This window comes from Streptomyces erythrochromogenes (genome assembly GCF_036170895.1).
GTDB lineage: Bacteria > Actinomycetota > Actinomycetes > Streptomycetales > Streptomycetaceae > Streptomyces > Streptomyces erythrochromogenes.
This window is the reverse complement of record NZ_CP108036.1, coordinates 6,154,352-6,179,908: the sequence shown is the minus strand read 5'-3', so window position 1 is coordinate 6,179,908 and position 25,557 is coordinate 6,154,352. Positions and strand designations below refer to the sequence as shown.

Here is a 25,557-nt window from a genome sequence, read left to right as displayed (position 1 = left end):
GGGCCGGCCGCCCGGGACCGGCCCTCACGGCCGGTCCAGCCGGTAGACGCGGCGGGCGTTGCCCGCCGCGACCATGGCCGCCACCCGGTCCGCGTCCCGCCAGGACCAGGACCCCTCGGCGACCCAGCCGCCCAGCACCCGGGCCAGCGCCTCCCGGAACACCAGGGCGCCCACCGCGTGCAGTTCGGGCAGCCGCCCTCCCCCGCTGGAGAACAGCAGCTTCCCGAACGGCGCGAGCTCCAGCAGCTCGGCCAGGACCGCCGCCGCCCGCGCCCCGGTCCGCCCGAGGCCCGCGCCGGCGTCGGCGTAGACGTGCGGGAAGGCCTCCGCGAGCCGCGCCGTGTGCCGGTGGTACGGATACCCGCCGAGCAGCACCAGCCGTGTGCCGAGCCCCTCCGTGGCCCGCACGAATCCGGTCAGCGCCGCGGGATCCCCCGTACCCGTGTGCAGCTGGAGCGGCAGCCCGGAGGCCACCGCGCTCCAGAGCAGGTGCCGCAGGAGCACCGGGTCCCGTACGGCTCCCCCGCGCGGCCGCCCGGCCAGCCAGCGTCCGGCCGCCCCGCGCACCTCGCCCGGGCCGGGCGGATCGGGATCGAAGACCGTGCCGTCCTCGCGGCCCGGGACCGTCGCGCAGGCGAAGGCCGCAGCGCCGGCGGCCGCGTGGTGGACGGCCTCGGCGAGATTGGCGAGGAAGGCGGCCACCGTCCCGGAGGTGTCGGCGGCCTGCTCGGCCAGTAGCTCCAGCCGGACCGTCTCGAAGGCCTCGGCGTCGGCGGCGAGCGCAAGTTCCTTGGGGGCGGTGAGGTCCCCCGTCAGACCGGTGTCGACCAGATAGGCGGCGACTTCGGACCCCCGCAGCAGCCGCCTCGCGGACTCGGCCGGGCCCAGCTCGCGGCGCCGGGCCAGATAGCGGGCGGGGGCGGCGTGCGGCTCCAGCCCCAGCAGCGGCGGGCACCAGCGGCGGACCGCGAAACCGGTCTGGGTGTCGAAGAAGGTGGTGCCCGCGGCGGGCGGGCCGGCCGAGTGGATCAGCTGGGCCTCGAAGGTGCCCAGTCCCAGCTCCGCACGGAGGACTCCGTGGCAGTACTGGTCCACCAGAGGCGGCGTTTCGATCATCCGGGCATCCCGTTGCGGACGTGGGGAAGGCGCTTCCACACGTCCTAACGGGTGAGCGGGGTGTGAGGTGTTGCTCGGGCTGTTGACCGAGCCCGCGCACCGGCCCCCGGAGGGGGTCCGGGGGCGGTCAGGCCGCCGGGTTCTCGGACCCGCCGAGCTGGATGCCGGCCATCCGCGACCACTCGTACGGGCCGGTCCGCACCCGCGCGGCGAACTCCCCGTCGAACTCCTCGTGGAGGGTCAGCCCGGCCTTCTCCGCGGCCAGCTGCGCCACCGCGAAGGTCGGGGCCACCAGGTCGCCCCAGCCGCCGTCCGTGCCCACGAGCACGATGCGGGTGCCGGCCTGGCCGATGTGGGCGAGCTGGCCCTCGGCGCCGCCGTGCTGCTTGGCGAAGGCGCCGATCTGCTTGGCCAGCTTCGCGGCCGTACGGTCCTGCTTCTTGTCCGCGGCGCCTGCGGCGGCCGCGGTGTCTGCGGTGTCTCCCATGGAAGCCATGCTACCGGCGAGTAATCAACGGAGGAAGGGATCCACGGCCACTGCCACGAACAGCAGCGACACATAGGTGATCGACCAGTGGAACAGGCGCATCTCCTTGAGCTTCGCGCCCGTCACGCCCGACTTGGCCCGCGCGTGCAGCGCGTGCGCCTCCCACAGCCACCAGCCGCCGGCCAGCAGCGCGACCGAGGTGTAGAACCAGCCGGTGTACCCCAGCGGGGTCAGCAGCAGCGAGACGCCGACCATGACCCAGCTGTAGAGGACGATCTGGCGCGCCACGACCTTGTTGCCGGCCACGACCGGGAGCATCGGCACGCCGACCCGCGCGTAGTCGTCGGCCACCTTCATCGACAGCGGCCAGTAGTGCGGCGGCGTCCAGAAGAAGATGACGAGGAAGAGGATGACGGCGGCCCAGGAGACCTCGTTGCGGACCGCGGACCAGCCGATGAGCACCGGCATGCAGCCCGCGATGCCGCCCCAGACGATGTTCTGGGTCGTGCGCCGCTTCAGCAGCATCGTGTAGACGACCACGTAGAAGAGGAGCGCGCCGAGCGAGAGCGCGGCCGACAGCCAGTTGACGAGCAGGCCGAAGAACAGGGTGGAGACCACGCCGAGCGTGATGCCGAAGACCAGGCACTCCCGCGGGCTGACCATGCCGGTCACCAGCGGACGCTGGGAGGTGCGGTCCATCAGCGCGTCGATGTCGCGGTCGATGTACATGTTCAGCGCGTTGGCGCCGCCTGCGGACAGGTAACCGCCGACGCAGGTCACCAGGACCAGCCACAGCGACGGCACGCCCTGCTCCGCGAGGAACATGACCGGCACTGTGGTGATCAGCAGAAGTTCGATGATCCGCGGCTTGGTCAATGCCACGAAAGCCATGACGCGGGTCCCGAACGGCCGGTGACCGGGGCTCGTCCCGAGCACCCCCGCTGGACGGGATTCGACGGCCGTCACGCACACCCCTGAGAGAGAATCCAGCAAGCTCCGACTCGGGCCGTTCACAACATGAAGGCCCGGTTAAGGCTTGCGCGTACCACGCCACTGTAGACGTTGCGCTTACGTCGCCCCGCGCCGGGGTCGCCTCGTGTTGGGCCGATCGGACCGTGCATACATACGGGGGACGGGGCCCGCCCCGCCCCGTGGCCGGGTGAACGCGGGTCGGCGCCGCGATGACGGACCGCCTGCACTCGAATAGCTGCACGCCGTTGCAGGGGTAGGCTCGGAATCGCCGGTGCACCGTTCGTCACCGGGATACAAACATGTGGAGAGGAGCCCTGACCCACGGTGAGCACCAAGCCGACCACCACAGAGCTCGAGTGGACCGAACTTGACCAGCGGGCCGTCGACACCGCCCGCGTCCTGGCCGCCGACGCGGTCCAGAAGGTCGGAAACGGCCACCCCGGTACGGCGATGAGCCTGGCCCCCGCCGCGTACACCCTCTTCCAGAAGGTGATGCGGCACGACCCGGCGGACCCCGAGTGGGTGGGCCGCGACCGTTTCGTGCTCTCCGCGGGGCACTCGTCCCTGACCCTCTACACCCAGCTGTACCTGGGCGGGTTCGGGCTCGAACTGGACGACCTGAAGTCGTTCCGCACCTGGGGTTCCAAGACCCCCGGCCACCCGGAGTACGGCCACACGACCGGTGTCGAGACCACCACCGGCCCCCTCGGCCAGGGTGTCGCCAACGCGGTGGGCATGGCCATGGCCGCCCGCTACGAGCGCGGTCTCTTCGACCCGCAGGCCGCCCCGGGCACCTCCCCGTTCGACCACATGGTCTACGCGATCGCGGGCGACGGCTGCCTGCAGGAGGGCATCTCCCACGAGGCGTCCGCCCTCGCCGGCCACCAGAAGCTGGGCAACCTCGTCCTGCTGTGGGACGACAACCACATCTCCATCGAAGGTGACACGGAGACGGCCGTCTCCGAGGACACCATGAAGCGCTACGAGGCGTACGGCTGGCACGTCCAGCGCGTCGAGCAGCAGGAGAACGGCGACCTCGACCCGAGGGCGCTGTTCGCCGCGCTGCAGGCCGCCAAGGCCGTCACGGACCGCCCGTCCTTCATCGCGGCCCGCTCGATCATCGCCTGGCCCGCCCCGCACGCCCAGAACACCGAGGCCGCCCACGGCTCGGCGCTCGGCGACGACGAGGTCGCGGCCACCAAGCGCGTGCTCGGCTTCGACCCGGAGCAGACCTTCGAGGTCGCCGACGAGGTCATCGCCCACACCCGCAAGGCGCTGGACCGGGGCCGCGAGGCCAAGGCCGCGTGGGAGAAGGACTTCTCCGCCTGGCGCACCGCCAACCCCGAGCGCGCCGCCGAGTTCGACCGCATCAACGCCAACGAGCTGCCCGCCGGCTGGGAGGACGAGCTCCCCGTCTTCGAGGCCGGCAAGGGCGTCGCCACCCGCGCCGCCTCCGGCAAGGTCCTGCAGGCGCTCGGCGCGGTCATCCCGGAGCTGTGGGGCGGCTCGGCCGACCTGGCCGGCTCCAACAACACCACCATCGACAAGGACTCCTCGTTCCTGCCGGTGGGCAACCCGCTGCCGGAGGCCGACCCGTACGGCCGCACCATCCACTTCGGCATCCGCGAGCACGCCATGGCCGCGGCCATGAACGGCATCGCCCTGCACGGCCACACCCGTATCTACGGCGGCACCTTCCTGGTGTTCTCCGACTACATGCGCAACGCCGTGCGCCTGTCCGCCCTGATGCACCTGCCGGTGACCTTCGTGTGGACGCACGACTCCATCGGCCTCGGCGAGGACGGTCCGACCCACCAGCCGGTCGAGCACCTCGCCTCGCTGCGCGCCATCCCGGGCCTGACCATCGTCCGCCCGGCCGACGCGAACGAGACCGCGATCGCCTGGCGCGAGATCCTCAAGCGCCACACCAAGGTGTTCGGCAAGGGCACCCCGCACGGTCTGGCCCTCACCCGCCAGGGCGTGCCGACGTACGAGCCCAACGAGAACACCGTCAAGGGCGGCTACGTGCTGTTCGAGGCCGACGGCGGCGACGCCCAGGTCGTCCTCATCGGCACCGGTTCCGAGGTGCACGTGGCCGTCGAGGCGCGCGAGCAGCTCCAGGCCGCCGGCATCCCGACCCGCGTGGTCTCGATGCCGTCCGTCGAGTGGTTCGAGGAGCAGGACCAGGATTACAAGGACAGCGTCCTGCCGCCCTCCGTCAAGGCCCGGGTCGCGGTCGAGGCGGGCATCGGCCTGACCTGGCACCGCTACGTCGGTGACGCGGGCCGGATCGTGTCGCTGGAGCACTTCGGTGCCTCGGCCGACGCGAAGGTGCTGTTCCGCGAGTTCGGATTCACGCCGGAGGCCGTCGCCGCCGCCGCCCGCGACTCCCTCGCCGCCGCCGCGCGCTGACGCCCGTACTACACCAGTAGGAGATGCAATTCCCATGACAGACGCACTCAAGCGCCTCTCCGACGAAGGCGTGGCGATCTGGCTGGACGACCTGTCCCGCAAGCGCATCACGTCCGGCAACCTGGCCGAGCTCATCGACCAGTCGCACGTGGTCGGTGTCACCACCAACCCGGCGATCTTCCAGAAGGCGATCAGCGGCGGCGAGGGCTACGAGCAGCAGCTCACCGACCTCGCGACCCGCAAGGTCACCGTCGAGGAGGCGCTGCGCATGATCACGACGGCGGACGTCAGGGACGCCGCCGACATCCTGCGCCCCGTCTACGACCGCACCGACGGCCAGGACGGCCGCGTCTCGATCGAGGTCGACCCCCGTCTGGCCCACAACACGGCGGCGACGGTCGCCGAGGCCAAGCAGCTCGCCTGGCTGGTGGACCGGCCGAACACGCTCATCAAGATCCCGGCGACGAAGGCCGGCCTGCCGGCGATCACCGAGGTCATCGGCAAGGGCATCAGCGTCAACGTCACGCTGATCTTCTCGCTGGAGCGCTACCGCGAGGTCATGGACGCGTACCTGGCGGGTCTGGAGAAGGCCAAGGCCGCCGGCCTGGACCTCTCCCTGATCCACTCGGTCGCCTCCTTCTTCGTGTCCCGCGTGGACACCGAGATCGACAAGCGCCTGGACGCCGTCGGCACCGACGAGGCGAAGGCCCTGAAGGGCAAGGCGGCGCTCGCCAACGCCCGTCTGGCCTACGAGGCCTACGAGGAGGTCTTCTCCTCGGACCGCTGGACCGCCCTGGAGCGCGCCGGAGCCAACAAGCAGCGTGCGCTGTGGGCCTCGACGGGCGTCAAGGACCCGTCGTACAAGGACACCCTGTACGTGGACGACCTGGTCGCCCCGAACACGGTGAACACCATGCCGGAGGCCACGCTGGAGGCCGCCGCGGACCACGGGCAGATCACGGGTGACACCGTGCGCGGCACCTACGAGCAGGCCCGCGCGGAGCTGGATGCGGTCGCGAAGCTGGGCATCTCGTACGACGATGTGGTGCAGCTGCTCGAGGACGAGGGCGTCGAGAAGTTCGAGGCGTCCTGGAACGACCTGCTGAAGTCGACCGAGGCGGAGCTGCAGCGCCTCGCCCCCACGGAGGCCTGACCACTTTGTCTGTAAACGGAGCGAACCCGCTTCGTGACGCACAGGACCGGCGGCTCCCGCGCATCGCGGGGCCGTCCGGCCTGGTCATTTTCGGCGTTACGGGTGACCTGTCGCGCAAGAAGCTGATGCCTGCCGTCTACGACCTGGCCAACCGCGGCCTGCTCCCGCCGGGCTTCTCCCTCATCGGGTTCGCCCGCAGGGAGTGGGAGCACGAGGACTTCGCCCAGGAGGTGTACGAGGCGGTCAAGGAGCACTCGCGCACCCCCTTCCGTGAGGAGGTCTGGCAGCAGCTGGTGCAGGGCTGCCGCTTCGTCCAGGGCGACTTCGACGACGACGCCGCCTTCGAGACGCTGAAGGCGACGATCGACGAGCTCGACAAGGCGCAGGGCACGGGGGGCAACTTCGCCTTCTACCTGTCCGTCCCGCCGAAGTTCTTCCCCAAGGTGGTCCAGCAGCTCAAGGACCACGGTCTGGCGCAGAAGGAGGGCTCCTGGCGGCGTGCCGTCATCGAGAAGCCCTTCGGCCACGACCTGAAGAGCGCCGAGGAGCTCAACAAGGTCGTCCACGAGGTCTTCCCGCGTGACGAGGTCTTCCGGATCGACCACTACCTCGGCAAGGAGACCGTCCAGAACATCCTGGCGCTCCGCTTCGCCAACACGATGTTCGAGCCGATCTGGAACCGGTCGTACGTCGACCACGTGCAGATCACCATGGCCGAGGACATCGGCATCGGCGGCCGGGCGGGCTACTACGACGGCATCGGCGCGGCCCGCGACGTCATCCAGAACCACCTGCTCCAGCTGCTCGCGCTGACCGCGATGGAGGAGCCCGGCTCCTTCCACCCCAAGGCGCTGGTGGCGGAGAAGCTCAAGGTCCTGACGGCGGTGCAGCTGCCGGAGGACCTGGGCAAGCACACCGTGCGCGGCCAGTACGCGGCGGCCTGGCAGGGTGGCGAGAAGGTCGTCGGGTACCTCGAAGAGGACGGCATCGACCCCAAGTCGAAGACCGACACCTACGCGGCCATCCGCCTGGAGATCAACAACCGCCGCTGGGCGGGCGTCCCCTTCTACCTGCGGACGGGCAAGCGCCTGGGCCGCCGGGTGACCGAGATCGCGGTGGTCTTCAAGCGGGCCCCGTACCTGCCGTTCGAGTCGGGCGCGACCGAGGAGCTGGGGCAGAACGCCCTGGTCATCCGGGTCCAGCCGGACGAGGGCGTGACGGTCCGCTTCGGGTCCAAGGTTCCGGGCACCTCCATGGAGGTCCGGGACGTCACGATGGACTTCGCCTACGGCGAGTCCTTCACGGAGTCGAGCCCCGAGGCGTACGAGCGGCTCATCCTCGACGTGCTCCTCGGCGACGCGAACCTCTTCCCCCGTCACCAGGAGGTCGAGCTGTCCTGGAACATCCTCGACCCGATCGAGGAGTACTGGGACAAGCACGGCAAGCCCGCGCAGTATCCGGCGGGCACCTGGGGGCCGGTCGAGGCGGACGAGATGCTCGCACGAGACGGACGGAGCTGGCGCCGGCCATGAAGATCGACCTCACGGAGACCAACTCCAGCAAGATCAATGCCGCGATGGTGCAGGCACGCCGGGACATCGGCACGCCGGCCGTCGGCATGGTCCTCACGCTGGTGATCGTGACCGACGAGGAGAACGCGTACGACGCGCTCAAGTCGGCGAACGACGCGTCCCACGAACACCCCTCGCGGATCGTCGTCGTCATCAAGCGGGCCAGCCGCTCGCCGCGCAGCCGCCGTGACGCCCGGCTCGACGCGGAAGTCCGCGTCGGGGCGGACGCGGGCAGCGGTGAGACGGTCGTGCTGCGCCTTCACGGCGAACTGGTCGACCACGCCCAGTCGGTGGTTCTCCCGCTGCTCCTTCCGGATGCGCCTGTGGTCGTCTGGTGGCCGGACGGTGCTCCCACGGACCTGGCGGGCGATCCGCTGGGTGCGCTCGGGCAGCGCCGCATCACGGACACGTACTCCTGCGAGAACCCGGTCGGCACGCTCGGCTCCCGGGCGGGTGCGTACGCGCCCGGGGACACGGACCTGTCGTGGACCCGGATCACCCCGTGGCGTTCCATGCTGGCCGCGGCGCTGGACCAGCAGGCCCTGTCGGTCGTCTCGGCGACCGTCGAGGGCGAGGCCGACAACCCGAGCTGCGAGCTGCTGGCCATGTGGCTGGCGGACCGGCTGCAGGTCCCCGTCCGCCGCACGCTGTCGGCGGGTCCGGGCCTGACGGCCGTACGCCTGGCGACCAAGGACGGCGACATCGTCCTGAACCGCGCGGACGGCGGGCTGGCCACGCTGTGCATGCCGGGGCAGCCCGACCGGAACGTGGCGCTCAAGCGCCGCGACACGGCCGAGCTCCTGGCGGAGGAGCTGCGCCGGCTGGACCCGGACAACACGTACGAGGCTTCGCTGAAGTACGGCGTGTCCCAACTGGCGGCGGCTTCGCCGAAGCCCGAGGCCGAGGCCGAGGCCCCCGCCAAGGCCGAGGCGGCCCCGGCCGCGAAGCCGGCGGCCAAGCCGGCGAAGAAGCCCACGGCCAAGTAGGCGGAGCCGCTGCGCGGAGCCCTCCCCCCGCCCCGCCCCTTCCCGAACCGGGGCTCCGCCCCGGGAACGGCGAAGGGGCGGGGCGGGGACAAGCTCCGCGCAGCGGCATGCGCACCCCCGGAACTACCAAGAAGGCGGCACCACATGGGTATGACGACTCCTCAGGTCGTCGTCCACCGGGACAAGGAACTCATGGCCCAGGCCACCGCGGCCCGGCTCATCACGAAGATCGTGGACGCCCAGGCGGCCCGGGGCACCGCGTCCGTGGTCCTCACCGGAGGACGCAACGGCAACGGCCTCCTCGCCGCGCTGGCCACCGCCCCGGCCCGCGACGCGATCGACTGGCACCGGCTCGACCTGTGGTGGGGCGACGAGCGGTACGTGCCCGCCGACGACCCCGAGCGCAACCACACCCAGGCCCGTGAGGCCCTCCTGGACTCCGTTCCGGTCGACCCCGCCCGCGTGCACGCCATGCCGGCCTCGGACGGCCCGTACGGCGCCGACGTGGACGCGGCGGCCGCCGCGTACGCGGCCGAGCTGGCACGGGCGGCCGGTCCGGAGGACCACGGTCCGGTCCCCCGCTTCGACGTGCTGATGCTGGGCGTCGGCCCGGACACGCACGTGGCCTCGCTCTTCCCCGAGCACCCCGCGGCCCGGGAGACCGACCGCACGGTGGTCGGCGTGCACGGCGCGCCCAAGCCCCCGCCCACCCGGATCTCGCTGACCCTCCCGGCCATCCGGGCGGCCCGCGAGGTCTGGCTGCTGGCGGCCGGCGAGGACAAGGCCGGAGCGGTCTCCATCGCCCTCGGCGGCGCCGGCGGCGTGCAGGCGCCGGCCGCGGAGGCGTACGGGCGCTCGCGCACCCTGTGGCTCCTGGACCGGGCGGCGGCGGCCAAGCTGCCGTCCGGCATGTACCCTCCGGCCTCCTCCTGACGGGAGCCGACGCGAAGGGCCCGCTCTCCCCGGGGAGAGCGGGCCCTTCGCGCATGCGTCAGCCGCGTCCGCGCAGCTTCCGGTAGGTGGCGACCAGCTCCTGCGTGGAGGCGTCCAGACCGGGCACGTCCGCGCCCTCGGTCAGTGCCGGCTCGACGCGCTTGGCGAGGACCTTGCCGAGCTCGACGCCCCACTGGTCGAAGGAGTCGATGTTCCACACCGCGCCCTGGACGAACACCTTGTGCTCGTACAGCGCGATCAGCTGGCCCAGCACCCCGGGGGTGAGCTCCGTGGCCAGGATGGTGGTCGTCGGGTGGTTGCCGTGGAAGGTCTTGTGCGGGACCAGCGACTCCGGCGCCCCTTCCGCGCGGACCTCGTCGGCCGTCTTGCCGAAGGCCAGGGCCTGGGTCTGCGCGAAGAAGTTGGCCATCAGCAGGTCGTGCTGGGCCGCGGGGGCCGCCTCCAGCTCGGCCACCGGCTTGGCGAAGCCGATGAAGTCCGCGGGGATCACCTTCGTGCCCTGGTGGATCAGCTGGTAGTAGGCGTGCTGGCCGTTGGTGCCGGGCGTGCCCCAGACCACCGGGCCGGTCTGCCACTCCACCGGATTGCCGTCGCGGTCCACGGACTTGCCGTTGGACTCCATGTCCAGCTGCTGCAAGTACGCGGTGAAGCGCGAGAGGTAGTGGCTGTACGGGAGCACCGCGTGCGACTGGGCGTCGAAGAAGGCTCCGTACCAGATCCCCAACAGGCCCATCAGGAGCGGGGCGTTCTCCTCGGCGGGCGCCGTGCGGAAGTGCTGGTCCATCAGGCGGAAGCCGGCCAGCAGGTCCCGGAAGGCGCCCGGACCGATCGCGATCATCAGGGAGAGCCCGATGGCGGAGTCGAAGGAGTAGCGCCCGCCGACCCAGTCCCAGAACCCGAACATGTTGGCCGGGTCGATGCCGAACTCGGTGACCTTCTCCGCGTTGGTCGACAGCGCCACGAAGTGCCGTGCCACGGCGGCCTGGTCGCCGCCCAGTCCCGCGAGCAGCCAGCCGCGCGCCGAGGTGGCGTTGGTGATGGTCTCGATGGTGGTGAAGGTCTTGGAGGCGATGATGAACAGCGTCTCGGCGGGGTCCAGGTCGCGCACGGCCTCGTGCAGGTCCGCGCCGTCGACGTTGGACACGAAGCGCACGGTCAGGCCGCGGTCGGCGAAGGCCCGCAGGGCCTCGTAGGCCATCGCGGGGCCCAGGTCGGAGCCGCCGATGCCGATGTTGACGACGTTCCTGATGCGCTTGCCGGTGAAGCCGGTCCAGGCCCCCGACCTGATCTGCTCGGAGAAGGCCGCCATCTTCTCCAGGACCTCGTGCACGCCGGGGACGACGTCCTCGCCGTCCACCTCGACGACGGTGTCCGCGGGCGCGCGCAGCGCGGTGTGCAGGACCGCCCGGTCCTCGGTCGTGTTGATCTTCTCGCCGCGGAACATGGCCTCGCGCAGCTCGGCCACGCCCGTCGCCGCCGCCAGCTCGCGCAGCAGCTCCAGCGTCTCGTCGGTGACGAGGTGCTTCGAGTAGTCGATGTACAGGTCCCCGACCCGCAGGGTGTAGCCGGAGCCACGGCCGGGATTCTCCCCGAACAGCTGCCGCAGATGCGTCTGGCCGAACTCCTCCCGGTGCTTGCCGAGCGCCAGCCACTCCGGCATCCGGTTCAGCTTCGTACGGCTGCCTGCATTCATCTCGGACATCAACCCACTTCTTCCGTCCTGTCGTGCCCCGCCGATCACCAACCTAAGGGATCGGAAGCGGCGCAACGCACACAAAGAGGCCCGGCCCCGCAGGAGAGATTCCTGCGGGGCCGGGCCTCGCGTCACATTCTTCGGGCGGTATCAGATCTCGCCCCGGAGCTTGGCGAGCGCCTCGGCGAGGATCGCCTCGCCGTCGGCGTCCGAGCGCCGTTCGCGCACGTACGCCAGGTGCGTCTTGTACGGCTCGGTGCGCGGCGGCGCGGGCGGGTTGTCCCGGTCCTGGCCGGCCGGGAACCCGCAGCGCGGGCAGTCCCAGGTGTCCGGCACCTGCGCGTCGCTGGCGAAGCTCGGCTGCGTCTCGTGCCCGTTCGAGCACCAGAAGGAGATGCGCAGGCGGGGCGCGGACTCGCCGCGCTCTGCCTCACCCATCGGCCCCGCTCCGACCCGGCTACCACGGATCGCGTTGCCACTTGCCACGGTCGTAACTCCCTGCGTGATGGTGCCGCGGAGTGTGAGTGGAAATTCCGCCGCGGAGCGCCCAAGTCTACGTAAGGCCCAACGCACGTCCAGTGAGCGGAGTTACTGATTCCGCGCTGTGGACGCCCGCCTCATCATAGGTCGGGCGATGCCGACCGGACTGCCGGAATGGCGAGAACGGTCAGCTGCTCGACTTCATCAGCAGGCCGAGCGCGACGATGCACGCGAACCAGAGCAGACCCACCACGACGGTGATGCGGTCCAGGTTCCGCTCCGCGACGGAGGAACCGCCGACCGACGACTGCATACCGCCGCCGAACATGTCGGAGAGGCCGCCGCCCTTGCCCTTGTGCATCAGCACGAGCAGCATCAGCAGGGCGCTGAAGACGATCAGGGCGATCGAGAACCCCATAATCACGGCTGATTCCTACTTTCTGGCTTTTTCAGGCTTTCCGGCTTTGCGAGATGTGCGCGGGGGCCAGCGGCTGGTGGTCCAGCCTCTGGCCCCCGCAAGGGTACGACGGATCGGCCCTACCGCATACTCACTGGTCGCGGAAGCGGACGATCTTGACGAACTCGTCCGCGTCGAGCGCCGCGCCGCCGATCAGGGCGCCGTCGACGTCGGGCTGGGCCATGATCGCCGCGATGTTCCCGGACTTCACGGAGCCGCCGTACTGGATGCGGACCTTGTCGGCCAGCTCCTGCGAGTACAGCTCCGCGAGACGGCCGCGGATGGCCCCGCAGACCTCCTGGGCGTCCTCGGGGGTGGCGACCTCGCCGGTCCCGATGGCCCAGACGGGCTCGTAGGCGATCACGATGGACTCGACCTGCTCGGCCGGGACGTCCTTCAGTCCGCCGTCGAGCTGGGCGAGCGTGTACGGGACCTGCCGGCCGTCCTTGCGGATGTCCAGGCCCTCGCCGACGCACAGGATCGGGGTGATCCCGTGCTTGAAGGCGGCCTTGACCTTGGCGTTGCAGATCTCGTCGCTCTCGCCGTGGTACTGGCGGCGCTCGCTGTGGCCGACGGCCACGTACGCGCACTTCAGCTTCGACAGCATCGGGCCGGAGATCTCGCCGGTGTAGGCGCCGGAGTCGTGCGCCGAGATGTCCTGGGCGCCGTACTTGATCTTCAGCTTGTCGCCGTCGACCAGGGTCTGGACGGAGCGCAGGTCGACGAAGGGCGGCAGGACCGCGACCTCGACGGCGTCGTAGTCCTTGTCGGCGAGCGCGAAGGCGAGCTTCTGGACGTGGGCGATGGCCTCGAGGTGGTTGAGGTTCATCTTCCAGTTGCCCGCCATGAGCGGGGTGCGGGTGGTCATGCGGGTTCAGCCCTCCAGGGCGGCGAGGCCGGGGAGCGTCTTGCCCTCGAGGTACTCGAGGGAGGCGCCGCCACCGGTGGAAATGTGGCCGAAAGCGTTCTCGTCGAAGCCCAGCGTACGGACGGCGGCGGCGCTGTCGCCGCCGCCGACGACGGTGAACGCGTCGCTGTCGACGAGGGCCTGCGCGATCGCGCGGGTGCCTCCGGCGTAGTCGGGGTGCTCGAAGACGCCCAGGGGACCGTTCCAGAAGACGGTCGCCGCGTCGGCGATCTTCGAGGCGTACAGCTCGCGGGTCTTCGGACCGATGTCCAGACCCTCCTTGTCGGCGGGGATCTTGTCCGCGTCGACGGTGGTGTACTCGGCCGGGGTCTTGCCCTTGAGGTCGGGGAAGTCCGTCGAGGCCAGGATGTCGACCGGCAGGACGAGCTCGACGCCGGTGGACTCGGCCCGGGCCATGTATTCCTTGACCTTTTCGACCTGGTCCTTCTGGAGCAGGGAGATGCCGACCTCGTAACCCTTGGCGTAGAGGAAGGTGTAGGCCATGCCGCCGCCGATCAGGAGGCGGTCGGCCTTGCCGAGCAGCTCGTCGATGACGGCGAGCTTGTCGGAGACCTTGGCGCCGCCGAGGACGACGACGTAGGGGCGCTTGACCTCGTCCGTCAGCTTCTTCAGGACGCCGACCTCGGTGGCGATGAGCTGGCCGGCCGCGTGCGGGAGCCGCTCGGGCAGGTCGAAGACCGAGGCGTGCTTGCGGTGGACGGCGCCGAAGCCGTCGCCGACGTAGACGTCGGCGAGCTCCGCCAGCTGGTCCGCGAAGGCGCCGCGCTCGGCGTCGTCCTTCGAGGTCTCGCCGGCGTTGAAACGCAGGTTCTCGATGACGGCGACCTTGCCGTCGGTGAGGGCGGCGACGGTCTCCTTGGCGGAGGAGCCCACGGTGTCGGTGGCGAACGCGACGTCCGTGCCGAGCAGTTCACCGAGGCGCGCGGCGGCCGGCGCGAGCGAGAAGGCCGGCTCCGGGGCGCCCTTGGGGCGGCCCAGGTGCGAGGCCACGATGACGCGGGCGCCGGCCTCGGCCAGCTTCGCGATCGTGGGCTGGACGGCGCGGATGCGGCCGTCGTCGGTGATGGTGCCCTCGGCGAGCGGGACGTTGAGGTCCGCGCGGACGAAGACCCGCTTGCCCTTGACGCCTTCGGCGAGCAGTTCGTCGATCGTCTTCATGTGTTTCTGACTCCTTTGGGCGCCCGTGTCGGGGGCGAAGAACGACTGGCAAGCTACAGGGTCCGGACTGCGCATCGTCGCGCGGCCCGGACCCTGTGCTTCACATCGTGGTGTCAGCCCTGGAAACTCAGAGCTGGCCGCCGACGAAGACCGTCAGGTCCACGAGGCGGTTGGAGTATCCCCACTCGTTGTCGTACCAGCCGACGACCTTGACCTGCTTGCCCTGGACCATGGTCAGGGAGGAGTCGAAGGTGCAGGACGCCGGCCAGTTCACGATGTCGGAGGAGACGATCGCGTCCTCGGTGTAGTCGAGGATGCCCTTCAGCTGGCCCTCGGAGGCCTTCTGGAAGGCGGCGTTGATCTCGTCCTTGGTGACCTCGCGGTCGAGCTCCAGCACGAGGTCGGTGACCGAGCCGGTCGGGACCGGGACGCGCATGGCGATGCCGTCCAGCTTGCCCTTGAGCTGCGGGAGGACCAGTGCGGTGGCCTTGGCGGCACCGGTGGAGGTCGGGATGATGTTCTCGGCGGCGGCGCGGGCGCGGCGCAGGTCCGAGTGCGGGAAGTCCAGGATGCGCTGGTCGTTCGTGTAGGCGTGGACCGTCGTCATCATGCCCTTGACGATGCCGAAGTTCTCGTCCAGGACCTTCGCCATCGGCGCCACGCAGTTCGTGGTGCAGGACGCGTTGGAGATGACGTGGTGGTTGGCGGCGTCGTACTTGTCCTGGTTGACGCCCATCACGATCGTGATGTCCTCGTCCTTGGCCGGAGCCGAGATGAGGACCTTCTTCGCGCCGGCCGCAAGGTGCTTGGCGGCGTCGGCCTTCTTCGTGAAGATGCCGGTCGACTCGATGACGATGTCGGCGCCCAGTTCGCCCCAGGGGAGGTTCGCGGGGTCGCGCTCGGCGAAGGTCTTGAAGGTGTTGCCGCCGACGGTGATGGTGTCGTCGGTGTGGGACACCTCGGCCTTGAGGCGGCCCAGAATGGTGTCGTACTTGAGAAGGTGCACCAGGGTGGCGTTGTCAGTCAGGTCGTTGACACCGACGATCTCGATGTCCGCTCCCTGCTCCAGGAGGGCCCGGAAGTAGTTGCGGCCAATGCGGCCAAAACCGTTGATGCCTACGCGGATCGTCACGAACCGATCTCCTCGTTGGTGCGCCGGTGAGAGCGCCGGCGAGCTGAAATGGGATGTCCCCGACCGCTTACGACCCTACCTCTCCGTGAGCTTTTGGGTGACATCGGTCGAGGGCTGACACTCCCCCCACTTCGCCGGGGCATCCCCTGCGAGGCCCGCTCCGGACGCGCCGGCGCGGGCCTCGGGGACCTCGGTCCCGGTCACTGTGGGTGAGCGTCGAGGGTGGCGCTGATCAGCGGTTGAGCGAGCGGAGCGCCTTACCGACGAGTAGGGCGCGGTCCGCCGCCGCGGGCAGGTGTTCCAGGCCGAAGCCCAGAAGTACGGTGTCACGCGTGGTCACCGAGGCGTAGGACCGGAAGAGCTCTCCCGTGCGGGACCAGTCGCCCGCGACGTCGGGACTTCCGGCAGGTGCGCCCTGGGCCGCCCAGGCTCCGAGGGAGGTCTCGAAGCCCTCGACCGCCTGCTCCCCGCCGGTGGTCGACAGGCGCGCCTCGTCCGCGAAGACGCCGCGTCCGGCCGAGCCCGGGTCGGTGATGTAGGAGAGCGAGAGCTCGACGGACCGGCCCGCGTAGGCACTCAGGTCGAAGGTGACCTGCTTCCAGCCGCCGGAGGACCCGGTGAAGGTGTTCCACTGGCCGCTGGTGCCCTGCGGGGTGCAACCGCCGCCGTCCAGGGTGAGGTAGCGGCGCAGGAACGGGTGGCCGTTGATGAAGAACCCGGCCGCGCACTCCTCCGGGACGGCCGGACTGCTCAGGCCGCCGGCCTCCGGCAGCATGGTCCAGTCGTCGCCGCCGGCGCTGCGGGCCTCCAGCGCGGCGTGGTCGTAGCCCTCCTCGGTGTTCCAGTTGAGGGCGAGCTTCAACTGCGGCTTGTCGGCCGCGGTGACGCCGGTGAGGTCGATGGTGCGGACGAGCCGCTTCCAGTCGCTGTCGGTGTGCAGCGCCGAGGCCATCCCGGTGCCGGCGTAGGGGGCGTACGGGTTCGTGATCCCGGTGTACTGGCCCGCCTGCGCGCTCTTGAACTGCGGGAACTGCGCGGGCGCCAGGGTGTCGGAGGTCACCGTGTAGGCGCCGGGGGCGTTCAGCGGGTTGCCCGCGGCGTCGCCGAGGCCGCCCTTGGCGTCCTGCAGGGCTCCGGTGCCGGCGAATCCGGTGGCGCCGGGGGTGCTCGTACGGCCGTAGGCGCCGAGCCAGTACTGGCTGAAGTCGTTGGTCACGGCGCGGCCGACCTGGGCGTTGCCGCCGGCCAGCTCACCGGCCTCGATCAGCCTGCCCCCCTCGTTCAGGAAGTCGCGCACCGCCAACTGCGTGTCCCCGCCGGGCGGCTTGGCTCCCGTGTAGTGGACGGCCGTGCCGAAGTGGGAGAGGACCCCGAGGTGGTGCGGGACGCCCTGGACGGCGACGTCCCAGACCGCGGCGGACCGTCCGTTGGCGCGCAGCGCGTCGACGTACTTCTGGGCGTGCTGGGCGGCGGCCCCTTCCTCGGCGACCACCAGGACGTCCGCGCGTGGCCGCTCGGCCACCGTGTACGTGAAGTGCTCGCTGGAGACCTGCTTGCCGGAGCGGTCGCGGCCGGTGAACCAGACCTCGACCGTGTCGCCGGGCCGGGCGCCCTCGACCTCGGCCCGGTACTCGTCGAACCAGTTGTTGTCCTCGCCGCCGTAGACGTCGCCGCCCTTCCAGGCCTTGAGGTCCTCGTCGTGGGTGCGTCCGCCGTTGATCCGGTAGTTGAGCTCCTTGTCCTTCAGCGCCTTGCGGGCCGTGACGGCGACCTCCTGGTCCTGGCCGCGGGCCGCGTAGGAGGTGGTGAAGGGGTCCAGGGTGAAGTCGGCCGCGCTCAGGCCGACGGAGGACGCCGGGCGGTCCGGGTGCGCGGCGCTCTCGCCGACCGCGAGGGCGAAGGGGACGTTCTTGGCGAACTCCTCCTGGATGAGCTTCTCGTCGTCCGGGAAGTTGAAGCCCGAGGCGCAGTCCTCGGGCTTCCACTGGTCGTCCGGGTCGCTCGCGGAGGCGGTCTGGCAGGTGGTCATCTCCGGCGTGAACATCATGATGCCGTTGACGTTGGCGCCGTGGCCGTCGGCCTCGCCGTTGGTGGTGTAGAGCTCCGAGGACAGCTGCGGGTAGTAGCCCGGGACCGCCGGGTTCTCGGGGGTGCCGGCGAGGGCCTTGTAGGCCACGTCGTCGGGCGTGGGGGTGGCCACCTGCCAGCCCACGCCGTAGAGGATCAGCTCGGCGGCGGAGTGGTAGTTGACGGCGTAGTCGAAGCCGATGCGCTTCTCGAAGGCGTCGAGGGCGACGGTCTCGGGCTCGGAGGAGGCCTTGGGTCCGCGGTAGGTCTCGCTGGCCTGGTGGGGCGAGGAGCCCTCGTTGTCGTAGCCCCACTTGAAGGCGAAGTTGCGGTTGAGGTCGACCCCGTCGCCGGCGGTGATCTTCCCGTCTCCGTTGTTGTCGCGCAGGTTCTTGCGCCACAGCCGCTGGCTTTCGGCGGCGTGCGTGTAGTCGTAGCCGTCGGGGTTGGCGCTGAGCAGGAACCACAGCTCGCTGGAGTCCACCAGCTTCGTGATCCGCTGGTCCTTGCCGTAGTTGTCGAGGGTGTGGTGCATCAGCCGCCGGGTCATCTCGGGGGTGATCCACTCGCGGGCGTGCTGGTTGGACATGTACAGCACGGAGGGCTTGGAGCCGTCCCTGGCCTTCTTCGCGTTCTTGCTGACCTTGAGGGCGAGGATGTCCTTGCCCTGGACGGTCTTGCCGATGGAGACGACCTTGGTGAGCGCCGGGTTCTGCTGGGCCGTGCGCAGGATCTCCTCCTGGAGGCCGCCCTTGCCGCTGTACGGGCGGAACACGCCGTCGCCGGCGGCCTTGGCCCGGGCCAGGCCCTGCGCCGGGACCTTGCGCTCGGCGAGCTTGACGCCCTGGGCGGCGAGCTCGCCGGCCTGGGATCCGGTGAGGAAGAGCTCGACCTGGGCGGTCCCGTTCTCCGGGGCGCGCTCGGTGAGCTCGTGGGCGTCCTGGCCGGCGGCGAGGACGAGCGGCACCTGTTCCCTGGTGATGTCGGCGTCGTAGACCCTCACCTCCTCGGCGCCGGACGCGCCGGCGCTGCCGGGCCGGGCCTGGGCCGCCGCGGGCAGCGCGGCGAGTGTGGTTCCGAGAACGAGTGCGCTTGCGGCGAGGACGACTCTCGCGCGGTGACTCATGTGCCCCCCTGGGCGTCGGCTGCCACGAAAGGTTCGGACGCCAGACTCAAGACCGGCCCATGCTCATGTCAATGGGGCATACCGCAAAGGGGCCCGCACGAGTGATCGCGCGAGCCCCTTCTGCCGTAGGGCTTCCTGCTAACCGGCCATGTTGTCGGCCATCTCCTCGCTGAGGTCGAGGTTCGACTCGGTGCCCGGGATGCCGAGGTCCTGGGCCCGCTTGTCGGCCATCGCCAGCAGGCGCCTGATCCGGCCGGCGACCGCGTCCTTGGTCAGCGGCGGGTCGGCGAGCGCTCCCAGCTCCTCCAGGGAGGCCTGCTTGTGCTCCATGCGCAGCCGGCCGGCCGCGGCGAGGTGCTCGGGGACCTCCTCGCCGAGGATCTCCAGTGCCCGCTGCACGCGGGCTCCGGCGGCCACGGCGGCCCGCGCCGAGCGGCGCAGGTTGGCGTCGTCGAAGTTGGCGAGGCGGTTGGCGGTGGCGCGCACCTCGCGCCGCATCCGCCGCTCCTCCCAGGCCAGCACCGACTCGTGCGCGCCGAGCCGGGTCAGCAGGGCGCCGATCGCGTCGCCGTCGCGGACCACGACCCGGTCCACTCCGCGCACCTCGCGCGCCTTCGCGGCGATGGAGAGCCTGCGGGCGGCGCCCACCAGGGCCAGGGCGGCCTCCGGGCCGGGGCAGGTGACCTCCAGGGAGGAGGACCGGCCCGGTTCGGTGAGCGAGCCGTGGGCCAGGAAGGCGCCGCGCCACGCCGCCTCGGCGTCGCAGGTGGCCCCGGAGACCACCTGCGGGGGAAGACCCCGGATGGGGCGTCCGCGGCCGTCCACGAGGCCCGTCTGGCGCGCCAGCTGGTCACCGCCGGCCACGACGCGGACCACGTAGCGGCTGCCGCGGCGCAGTCCGCCGGGCGCCATCACCACGAGGTCCGAGGAATGGCCGAAGATCTCCAGGATGTCCTTGCGGAGACGTCTGGCAGCGATCCCGGTGTCCAGCTCCGCCTCGATGACGATGCGGCCGCTCACCAGGTGCAGCCCGCCCGCGAACCGAAGGATCGCCGAGACCTCCGCCTTCCTGCAGCAGGTCCGGGTGACGGGCAGGCGGGAGATCTCGTCCTTCACCGCAGGCGTCATCGCCATGGGCCGATCCTTCCATGCATCCGAAAAATACGGTCGTACGCGGCGGCCAGCAGCTCCGGGTCGTGCTTCGGCGAGCCGTCCTGCCTGGCCACGGGGGCCAGCTCGACCGCGGCACCGAACCGCTTCGCGGCATCGGCAAGGGACTCGCGGTCGGGCACGGCGGCCTCGTCGGCCAGCACCACGTCCAGGGCGAGTTTAGGGGCGTGTCGGGCCAAAACCTCCAAATGACGCTGCGGAGAGAAGCCCTCTGTTTCGCCGGGCTGCGGCGCGAGGTTCAGCGACAGGACCCGCCGGGCCTTGGTCTCGACGAGCGCGTCCAGCAGTTCCGGCACCAGGAGGTGCGGGATGACGGAGGAGAACCACGAGCCCGGACCCAGCACCACCCAGTCGGCGTCCAGCACCGCCGCGACGGCCTCCGGCACGGCCGGCGGGGCGCTCGGCACGACCTGTACGGAGAGCACCTCGCCCGGGGTCAGGGCCACGGTGGCCTGCCCGCGGACGGTGTCGACGTCCTCGGGGCGGGCCGGGTCGTGGCCCCTGACCAGGGCCTGGAGTTCCAGCGGAACCGCCGACATCGGCAGCACCCGGCCCTGTGCGCCCAGCAGCCGGCCCACCAGGTCGAGGGCCTGGACCGGGTCGCCGAGCTGTTCCCACAGGGCGACGATCAGCAGGTTCCCGACGGCGTGCCCGTGCAGGTCGCCCTCGGACTGGAAGCGGTGCTGGATGACCCGGGCCCAGGTCTGGCCCCAGTCGTCGTCCCCGCACAGCGCTGCGAGCGCCTTGCGCAGGTCGCCGGGCGGCAGCACGCCGAGCTCCTCCCGGAGCCGTCCGCTGGAGCCGCCGTCGTCGGCGACGGTGACCACGGCGGTGAGGTCACGGGTGATCCGGCGCAGGGCGGCGAGGGAGGCCGACAGGCCCTGTCCGCCGCCGAGCGCGACCACCTTGGGCGTGGCGCCCCTCCGGCGGCCGGAGCGGCCCGCGCCTTCCTCTCCCCGTCCCGGGGTGAGGCGGCGCAGGCGGCTCAGCCGCGGGGTCCGTGCGGTCACTCGCGCCCCATGTCCCTGTGGACGACGACGGTCTCGACTCCCTCGGAGGCGAGGCGGGCGGCGAGCTTCTCGGACATGGCCACGCTGCGGTGCTTGCCGCCCGTGCACCCGACCGCGATGGTCACGTACCGCTTGCCCTCGCGACGGTAGCCGGTGGCGATGAGCTGGAGCAGCTCGGTGTAGCGGTCGAGGAACTCCTTGGCGCCGGGCTGGCTGAAGACGTACCCCGACACCTCCTCGTTGAGCCCGGTGAAGGGGCGCAGCTCCGGGACCCAGTGCGGGTTCGGGATGAAGCGGCAGTCGACGACGAGGTCGGCGTCGACGGGGAGGCCGTACTTGTAGCCGAAGGACATGACAGTGGCCCGCAGCTCGGGCTCCTCGTCCCCGGCGAACTGGGCGTCCATCTTGGCGCGCAGCTCGTGCACGTTCAGGCTGGAGGTGTCGATCACCAGGTCGGCGTCGCCGCGCAGCTCGCGCAGCAGGTCGCGCTCGGCGGCGATGCCGTCGGTGATGCGGCCGTCGCCCTGGAGCGGGTGCGGGCGGCGGACCGACTCGAAGCGGCGGACCAGCGCGTCGTCGGAGGACTCCAGGAAGACGATGCGGCGGGTGACGCCCTTGCTGTCGAGGTCGGCGAGGGACTCGCGCAGGGCGTCGAAGAACTGGCGGCCGCGGACGTCGACGACGACCGCGATCCGGGCCACGTTGCCCTGGGAGCGGGCGCCGAGCTCCACCATGGTGGGGATCAGCGCCGGCGGGAGGTTGTCGACGACGAACCAGCCGAGGTCCTCCAGACACTTGGCCGCCGTGCTGCGGCCGGCCCCGGACATGCCGGAGATGATCACCAGCTCGGGGATGGCCGCCTCGGCGGTCTCGCCGGGCTCCACTGTCGTGCCCGTACTCACCTGTGCTCCGTCTCGGTCGTGCGCGGTCTCGTGCTCGGTCATTGCTCGGTCCCCCGTTCGGACGATGCTCCCGCTGGCGCGGGGTTCTCATCCTCAATGATCTCTCCTGTGGCCGTGTTGACGGCAGGACCGGCGGGGACCGCCCCGGCGAGGGCCGCGGCCACGGTTTCGGCCGTCTTCCGTCCTATGCCCGGGACCTCGCAGATCTGGTCGATTGTCGCCTGTCTCAGCTTCTTCACCGAACCGAAGTGCTTCACGAGGGCCTGCTTGCGGCTCTCGCCCAGGCCGGGCACCTCGTCCAGCGGCCCCGCCTTCAGGCGCTTGCCGCGTTTGCTGCGCTGGTACTGGATGGCGAAGCGGTGGGCTTCGTCACGTACCCGCTGGAGCAGGTAGAGGCCCTCGCTGGTGCGGGGCAGGACGACGGGGTCGTCCTCGCCGGGCAGCCAGACCTCCTCCAGCCGCTTGGCGAGGCCGCACACGGCGACGTCGTCGATGCCGAGCTCGTCCAGGGCCCGCTTGGCGGCGGCCACCTGCGGCTGCCCGCCGTCGACCACGACGAGCTGGGGCGGGTAGGCGAAGCGCTTGGGCTTCCCGTCGTCTTCGGGCGGCCCGTCCTCGCCGTCCTGGGGGTCCCACTCGCCCGTCTTCGACTTCTCCACGAGGTAGCGGCGGAAGCGCCGGGAGACCACCTCGTGCATGGACCGGACGTCGTCCTGCCCCTCGAAGGACTTGACCTGGAAGCGCCGGTACTCGCTCTTGCGGGCCAGGCCGTCCTCGAACACGACCATGGACGCCACGACGTCGTCCCCCTGCAGGTGGGAGATGTCGAAGCACTCGATGCGCAGCGGTGCGCCGTCCAGCTCCAGGGCCTCGGCGATCTCCTCCAGGGCGCGGGAGCGGGTGGTGAGGTCGCTGGCGCGCTTGGTCTTGTGCAGGGCGAGGGACTGCTGCGCGTTGCGGTGGACGGTCTCCATGAGGGCCTTCTTGTCGCCGCGCTGCGGTATCCGCAGGCTGACCTGGGACCCCCGGCGCTCGGCGAGCCACTGGGCCAGCGCGGGCGTGTCCTCGGGGAGCGCGGGGACCAGCACCTCCTTGGGGACGGACTCGCCCTTCTCCTCGCCGTACAGCTGCTGGAGGGCGTGCTCGACCAGTCCGGCCGTGTCGACGGCCTCGACCTTGTCGGTGACCCAGCCGCGCTGGCCGCGGACGCGGCCGCCGCGGACGTGGAAGATCTGCACGGCGGCTTCGAGCTCGTCCTCGGCGACGGCGATCAGGTCGGCGTCGGTGGCGTCGGCGAGCACCACGGCGTTCTTCTCCATGGCCCGGCGCAGCGCCCCGATGTCGTCGCGCAGCCGGGCGGCCTTCTCGTACTCCATGTCCTCGGCCGCGATGTGCATCTCCTTCTCCAGCCGGGAGAGGTACGCGCCGGTGCGGCCGGCCATGAAGTCGCAGAAGTCCTCGGCCAGTTCGCGGTGCTCCTCGGGGGTGACCCGGCCGACGCAGGGCGCGGAGCACTTGCCGATGTAGCCGAGGAGGCAGGGGCGGCCGATCTGGGCGGAGCGCTTGAACACTCCGGCGGAGCACGTCCGGACCGGGAAGACCCGCAGCATCAGGTCGACCGTCTCGCGGATCGCCCAGGCGTGGGCGTACGGACCGAAGTAGCGCACGCCCTTCTTCTTGGGCCCCCGCATGACCTGGACCCGGGGGTACTCCTCGTTCAGGGTGACGGCGAGGGAGGGGTAGCTCTTGTCGTCCCGGTACTTGACGTTGAACCGGGGGTCGTACTCCTTGATCCAGGAGTACTCCAGCTGCAGCGCCTCGACCTCGGTGGAGACCACGGTCCACTCCACGGAGGCGGCCGTGGTCACCATGGTGGCGGTACGGGGGTGCAGGCCGGCGACGTCCTGGAAGTAGTTGGCCAGGCGCTGGCGCAGGCTCTTGGCCTTCCCGACGTAGATCACCCGGCGGTGCTCGTCGCGGAACCGGTAGACCCCCGGGGAGTCGGGGATCTGCCCCGGCTGGGGGCGGTAGCTGGAAGGGTCGGCCATGCCAACCACCCTACTGGCGCGCACCGACAACGAACCGTAGCCCTCCGGGCCGGTCTGCGGATCCGTGGGGTCCGCCGCGCGGGGTCCGGGGCGGAGCCCCGGGGAACGGTGGAAGGGCGGGGTGGGGAGAGCCGCCCGCAGGGCCCGGCCCCGAGGTGGGGGCGGGCCGGGCACTGCGGGGGCAGCCGCTCAGGCCCGCGCGCCCGCCCGGCGGGAGCGCCGGACGGCGGCCGCACCCAGCGCCCCGAGCACCAGCACACCGGCCCCCGCCGCCCACGGCGCCTCCGCACCCTCGGCGGCCGGCACGGCCACCGCGGAGCCCTCGGCGTAGCCGCCCGCCGAGCCGCGCTCGGCATACGGGGAGCCGGGGAGCTTGTCCCCGTACGCCGTGGCGACCCGCGCCCGGTAGGCGCCGAGCGTCGTGCCCCCGGCGCCCACCGCCCGCACGGCGTCCTCGTCCAGCGGCAGCACCCGGCTGCCGCCGGCCACGTACCAGGCGTCGATCTGCGGTTCCCGGAACACGGTTCCACCGGGCAGTTTCGCGGCGCCCAGCTGCGCGTAGCGGAATTCGTCGTCGCCGGTGGCGATGTTCACGACCTGCCAGCCGGCCTCCGTGCGGGCGGTCCACAGGGCGGCCTGCTGGCCGTCGGAGGAGACCGCCTTGCTGGCGAGGAACTCCAGGCGGGCGACGGACGCACCCGCCCGGCCCGCGACGAAGTCCGGGGAGAGGTGGTGGACCGGTATCGCCTCGCCCTCGATGCGGGGCTGCGCGGCGGCGAGGGAGACCTTGCCCTCCCGGGCGAAGAACCGGGAGAGCGTGGCCAGGGTGTCGGGGGCGGTCGCCGCCTGCGCGGCGGCCGCCCTGTTCTCGGCGGTGGCCGCCCGGGGCTGCGGCTCGGGGGCCGCGGCGGCGGCCTGCGGGGAGAGCCCGAGGAGGGCGGTGGCGGCGAGGACGGCCGCGGCGGCCGAAGCGCGCAGGGTCATGGCGGTCACGCCCCGATCCGGTAGAGGGAGTGGGTCCAGGAGAAGGTGTTGTTGTTGACGTACCAGGCGTGGGAGGCCCAGTTGTAACGGTCGCTGGAGGGCCAGGGGTCGCCCCAGTAGACCCAGTTGCTCGCGGTGTCGTAGCCGTAGACGACGTGCATGTGGCCGCCGCCGTTCGACCACTGGATGCGGGTCTCGATCGGGCGGCCCGCATTGATCTCGGTCTGGACGGTGGAGTACTGCAGCCAGCCGTTGACGTACGAGCCGGGGTTGATGCCCGCCCAGCGCAGCCCGGTCTGGACGTTGCCGAGGGTGGCCTGGCTGTTCGGGCACTCGGTGCCCTGCTGGCGGTTGAAGGCGGCGTTGCAGAACTGGTTCTGGCTGTGGTTGCGGCCGAACCAGGTGGCGATGGTGTTGCCGCCGGCGGCCCAGCACCAGTTGGTCTTCTGCTGTGCCTGCATGGTGATGTTCAGGCGCTTTTGCGCCAGGGCGAGCGGGGCGGTCGCGTCGGCATCGGCGGCGGTGGCGGTGCCGGCGGGCAGGGCGAGGAGCAGGGCGGTGAGAACGGCGGTGAGGAGGGCGGCCGGGGAAAGCCGCCGGTTTCGGTTGCGCATCGCGTTCCTCCCGAGGTGGGGAGTGGGGGTGGAGGAGCGCGTCCGGACGCTGTGGAGGAGCATCAGGGAGTTGTCGCGATCAGGTCAACGCGCTTCAATACGCGGTGACGTTGCAGTGTGAACGGTGGGACTGCGGT

General features: G+C 71.1%; 21 protein-coding genes. 5 read left to right on the top strand and 16 right to left on the bottom strand.

The window, feature by feature from the left end:
• Nucleotides 1-24: 24 nt before the first annotated feature.
• The 3 genes from OHA91_RS28260 to OHA91_RS28250 form a co-directional block, all read right to left on the bottom strand.
• Nucleotides 25-1,116: an amidohydrolase family protein gene (locus OHA91_RS28260; protein ID WP_031149105.1), complete on the bottom strand. Its 1,092-nt coding sequence runs from the start codon at nucleotides 1,114-1,116 to the stop codon at nucleotides 25-27.
• Nucleotides 1,117-1,243: 127 nt separating this feature from the next.
• The gene (locus tag OHA91_RS28255) at nucleotides 1,244-1,603 is read right to left on the bottom strand and encodes a hypothetical protein (protein ID WP_234432396.1); all 360 of its coding nucleotides are present in this window, start codon (nucleotides 1,601-1,603) and stop codon (nucleotides 1,244-1,246) included.
• Nucleotides 1,604-1,627: 24 nt separating this feature from the next.
• Nucleotides 1,628-2,575: a heme o synthase gene (locus OHA91_RS28250; protein WP_107064674.1), complete on the bottom strand. Its 948-nt coding sequence runs from the start codon at nucleotides 2,573-2,575 to the stop codon at nucleotides 1,628-1,630.
• A gap of 324 nt (nucleotides 2,576-2,899) precedes the next feature.
• On the opposite strand from OHA91_RS28250, the gene tkt reads away from it, so the two are divergent.
• The 5 genes from tkt to pgl all read left to right on the top strand — a co-directional run bounded on the left by tkt (nucleotide 2,900) and on the right by pgl (nucleotide 9,630).
• A complete protein-coding gene (tkt, locus tag OHA91_RS28245; RefSeq protein ID WP_031149109.1) occupies nucleotides 2,900-4,987 on the top strand; it encodes a transketolase in 2,088 nt (695 codons plus the stop codon).
• A gap of 34 nt (nucleotides 4,988-5,021) precedes the next feature.
• Complete coding sequence (gene tal, locus OHA91_RS28240; protein WP_031149111.1) at nucleotides 5,022-6,140, top strand: transaldolase; 1,119 nt, start codon at nucleotides 5,022-5,024, stop codon at nucleotides 6,138-6,140.
• Between the two features lie 5 nt (nucleotides 6,141-6,145).
• Entirely contained in the window at nucleotides 6,146-7,672 is a 1,527-nt protein-coding gene (gene zwf, locus OHA91_RS28235) for a glucose-6-phosphate dehydrogenase (protein ID WP_030766695.1), read from the top strand.
• Nucleotides 7,669-8,697, top strand: a complete 1,029-nt coding sequence (gene opcA, locus OHA91_RS28230) for a glucose-6-phosphate dehydrogenase assembly protein OpcA (protein WP_031149114.1) — start codon at nucleotides 7,669-7,671, stop codon at nucleotides 8,695-8,697. The genes zwf and opcA overlap by 4 nt, the downstream gene beginning before the upstream one ends.
• A gap of 150 nt (nucleotides 8,698-8,847) precedes the next feature.
• Nucleotides 8,848-9,630 (top strand): 6-phosphogluconolactonase, encoded by a 783-nt coding sequence (gene pgl / locus OHA91_RS28225; RefSeq protein WP_031149116.1) that lies wholly within the window; start codon nucleotides 8,848-8,850, stop codon nucleotides 9,628-9,630.
• 58 nt (nucleotides 9,631-9,688) lie between these two features.
• On the opposite strand, the gene pgi is transcribed toward pgl, so the two are convergent.
• The 13 genes from pgi to OHA91_RS28160 all read right to left on the bottom strand — a co-directional run bounded on the left by pgi (nucleotide 9,689) and on the right by OHA91_RS28160 (nucleotide 25,420).
• Complete coding sequence (gene pgi, locus OHA91_RS28220) at nucleotides 9,689-11,344, bottom strand: glucose-6-phosphate isomerase (RefSeq protein ID WP_031149118.1); 1,656 nt, start codon at nucleotides 11,342-11,344, stop codon at nucleotides 9,689-9,691.
• 150 nt (nucleotides 11,345-11,494) lie between these two features.
• A complete protein-coding gene (locus tag OHA91_RS28215; RefSeq protein WP_010352468.1) occupies nucleotides 11,495-11,830 on the bottom strand; it encodes an RNA polymerase-binding protein RbpA in 336 nt (111 codons plus the stop codon).
• Between the two features lie 181 nt (nucleotides 11,831-12,011).
• A complete protein-coding gene (gene secG / locus OHA91_RS28210; protein ID WP_030388924.1) occupies nucleotides 12,012-12,242 on the bottom strand; it encodes a preprotein translocase subunit SecG in 231 nt (76 codons plus the stop codon).
• Nucleotides 12,243-12,372: 130 nt separating this feature from the next.
• On the bottom strand, nucleotides 12,373-13,149 hold the full coding sequence (gene tpiA / locus OHA91_RS28205; RefSeq protein WP_031149120.1) for a triose-phosphate isomerase: 777 nt from the start codon (nucleotides 13,147-13,149) through the stop codon (nucleotides 12,373-12,375).
• 6 nt (nucleotides 13,150-13,155) lie between these two features.
• A complete protein-coding gene (locus OHA91_RS28200; RefSeq protein WP_031149122.1) occupies nucleotides 13,156-14,367 on the bottom strand; it encodes a phosphoglycerate kinase in 1,212 nt (403 codons plus the stop codon).
• 127 nt (nucleotides 14,368-14,494) lie between these two features.
• Nucleotides 14,495-15,499 carry a type I glyceraldehyde-3-phosphate dehydrogenase gene (gene gap, locus OHA91_RS28195; RefSeq protein WP_266502247.1) on the bottom strand — a complete coding sequence of 335 codons (1,005 nt, stop codon included), beginning with the start codon at nucleotides 15,497-15,499 and terminating at the stop codon, nucleotides 14,495-14,497.
• A gap of 232 nt (nucleotides 15,500-15,731) precedes the next feature.
• Nucleotides 15,732-18,692: a M14 family metallopeptidase gene (locus OHA91_RS28190; protein WP_328740246.1), complete on the bottom strand. Its 2,961-nt coding sequence runs from the start codon at nucleotides 18,690-18,692 to the stop codon at nucleotides 15,732-15,734.
• Between the two features lie 138 nt (nucleotides 18,693-18,830).
• Nucleotides 18,831-19,826 carry a DNA-binding protein WhiA gene (whiA, locus tag OHA91_RS28185; protein WP_030009075.1) on the bottom strand — a complete coding sequence of 332 codons (996 nt, stop codon included), beginning with the start codon at nucleotides 19,824-19,826 and terminating at the stop codon, nucleotides 18,831-18,833.
• Entirely contained in the window at nucleotides 19,817-20,872 is a 1,056-nt protein-coding gene (locus OHA91_RS28180; RefSeq protein WP_031149129.1) for a gluconeogenesis factor YvcK family protein, read from the bottom strand. Before OHA91_RS28180 ends, whiA begins: the two co-directional genes overlap by 10 nt.
• The gene (gene rapZ / locus OHA91_RS28175) at nucleotides 20,869-21,816 is read right to left on the bottom strand and encodes an RNase adapter RapZ (RefSeq protein WP_030009073.1); all 948 of its coding nucleotides are present in this window, start codon (nucleotides 21,814-21,816) and stop codon (nucleotides 20,869-20,871) included. The genes OHA91_RS28180 and rapZ overlap by 4 nt, the downstream gene beginning before the upstream one ends.
• On the bottom strand, nucleotides 21,813-23,822 hold the full coding sequence (gene uvrC / locus OHA91_RS28170) for an excinuclease ABC subunit UvrC (protein WP_037632011.1): 2,010 nt from the start codon (nucleotides 23,820-23,822) through the stop codon (nucleotides 21,813-21,815). The genes rapZ and uvrC overlap by 4 nt, the downstream gene beginning before the upstream one ends.
• A gap of 189 nt (nucleotides 23,823-24,011) precedes the next feature.
• Complete coding sequence (locus tag OHA91_RS28165; protein ID WP_031149133.1) at nucleotides 24,012-24,806, bottom strand: hypothetical protein; 795 nt, start codon at nucleotides 24,804-24,806, stop codon at nucleotides 24,012-24,014.
• Between the two features lie 5 nt (nucleotides 24,807-24,811).
• Nucleotides 24,812-25,420: a papain-like cysteine protease family protein gene (locus tag OHA91_RS28160; protein ID WP_031149135.1), complete on the bottom strand. Its 609-nt coding sequence runs from the start codon at nucleotides 25,418-25,420 to the stop codon at nucleotides 24,812-24,814.
• Between the last annotated feature and the right edge of the window lie 137 nt (nucleotides 25,421-25,557).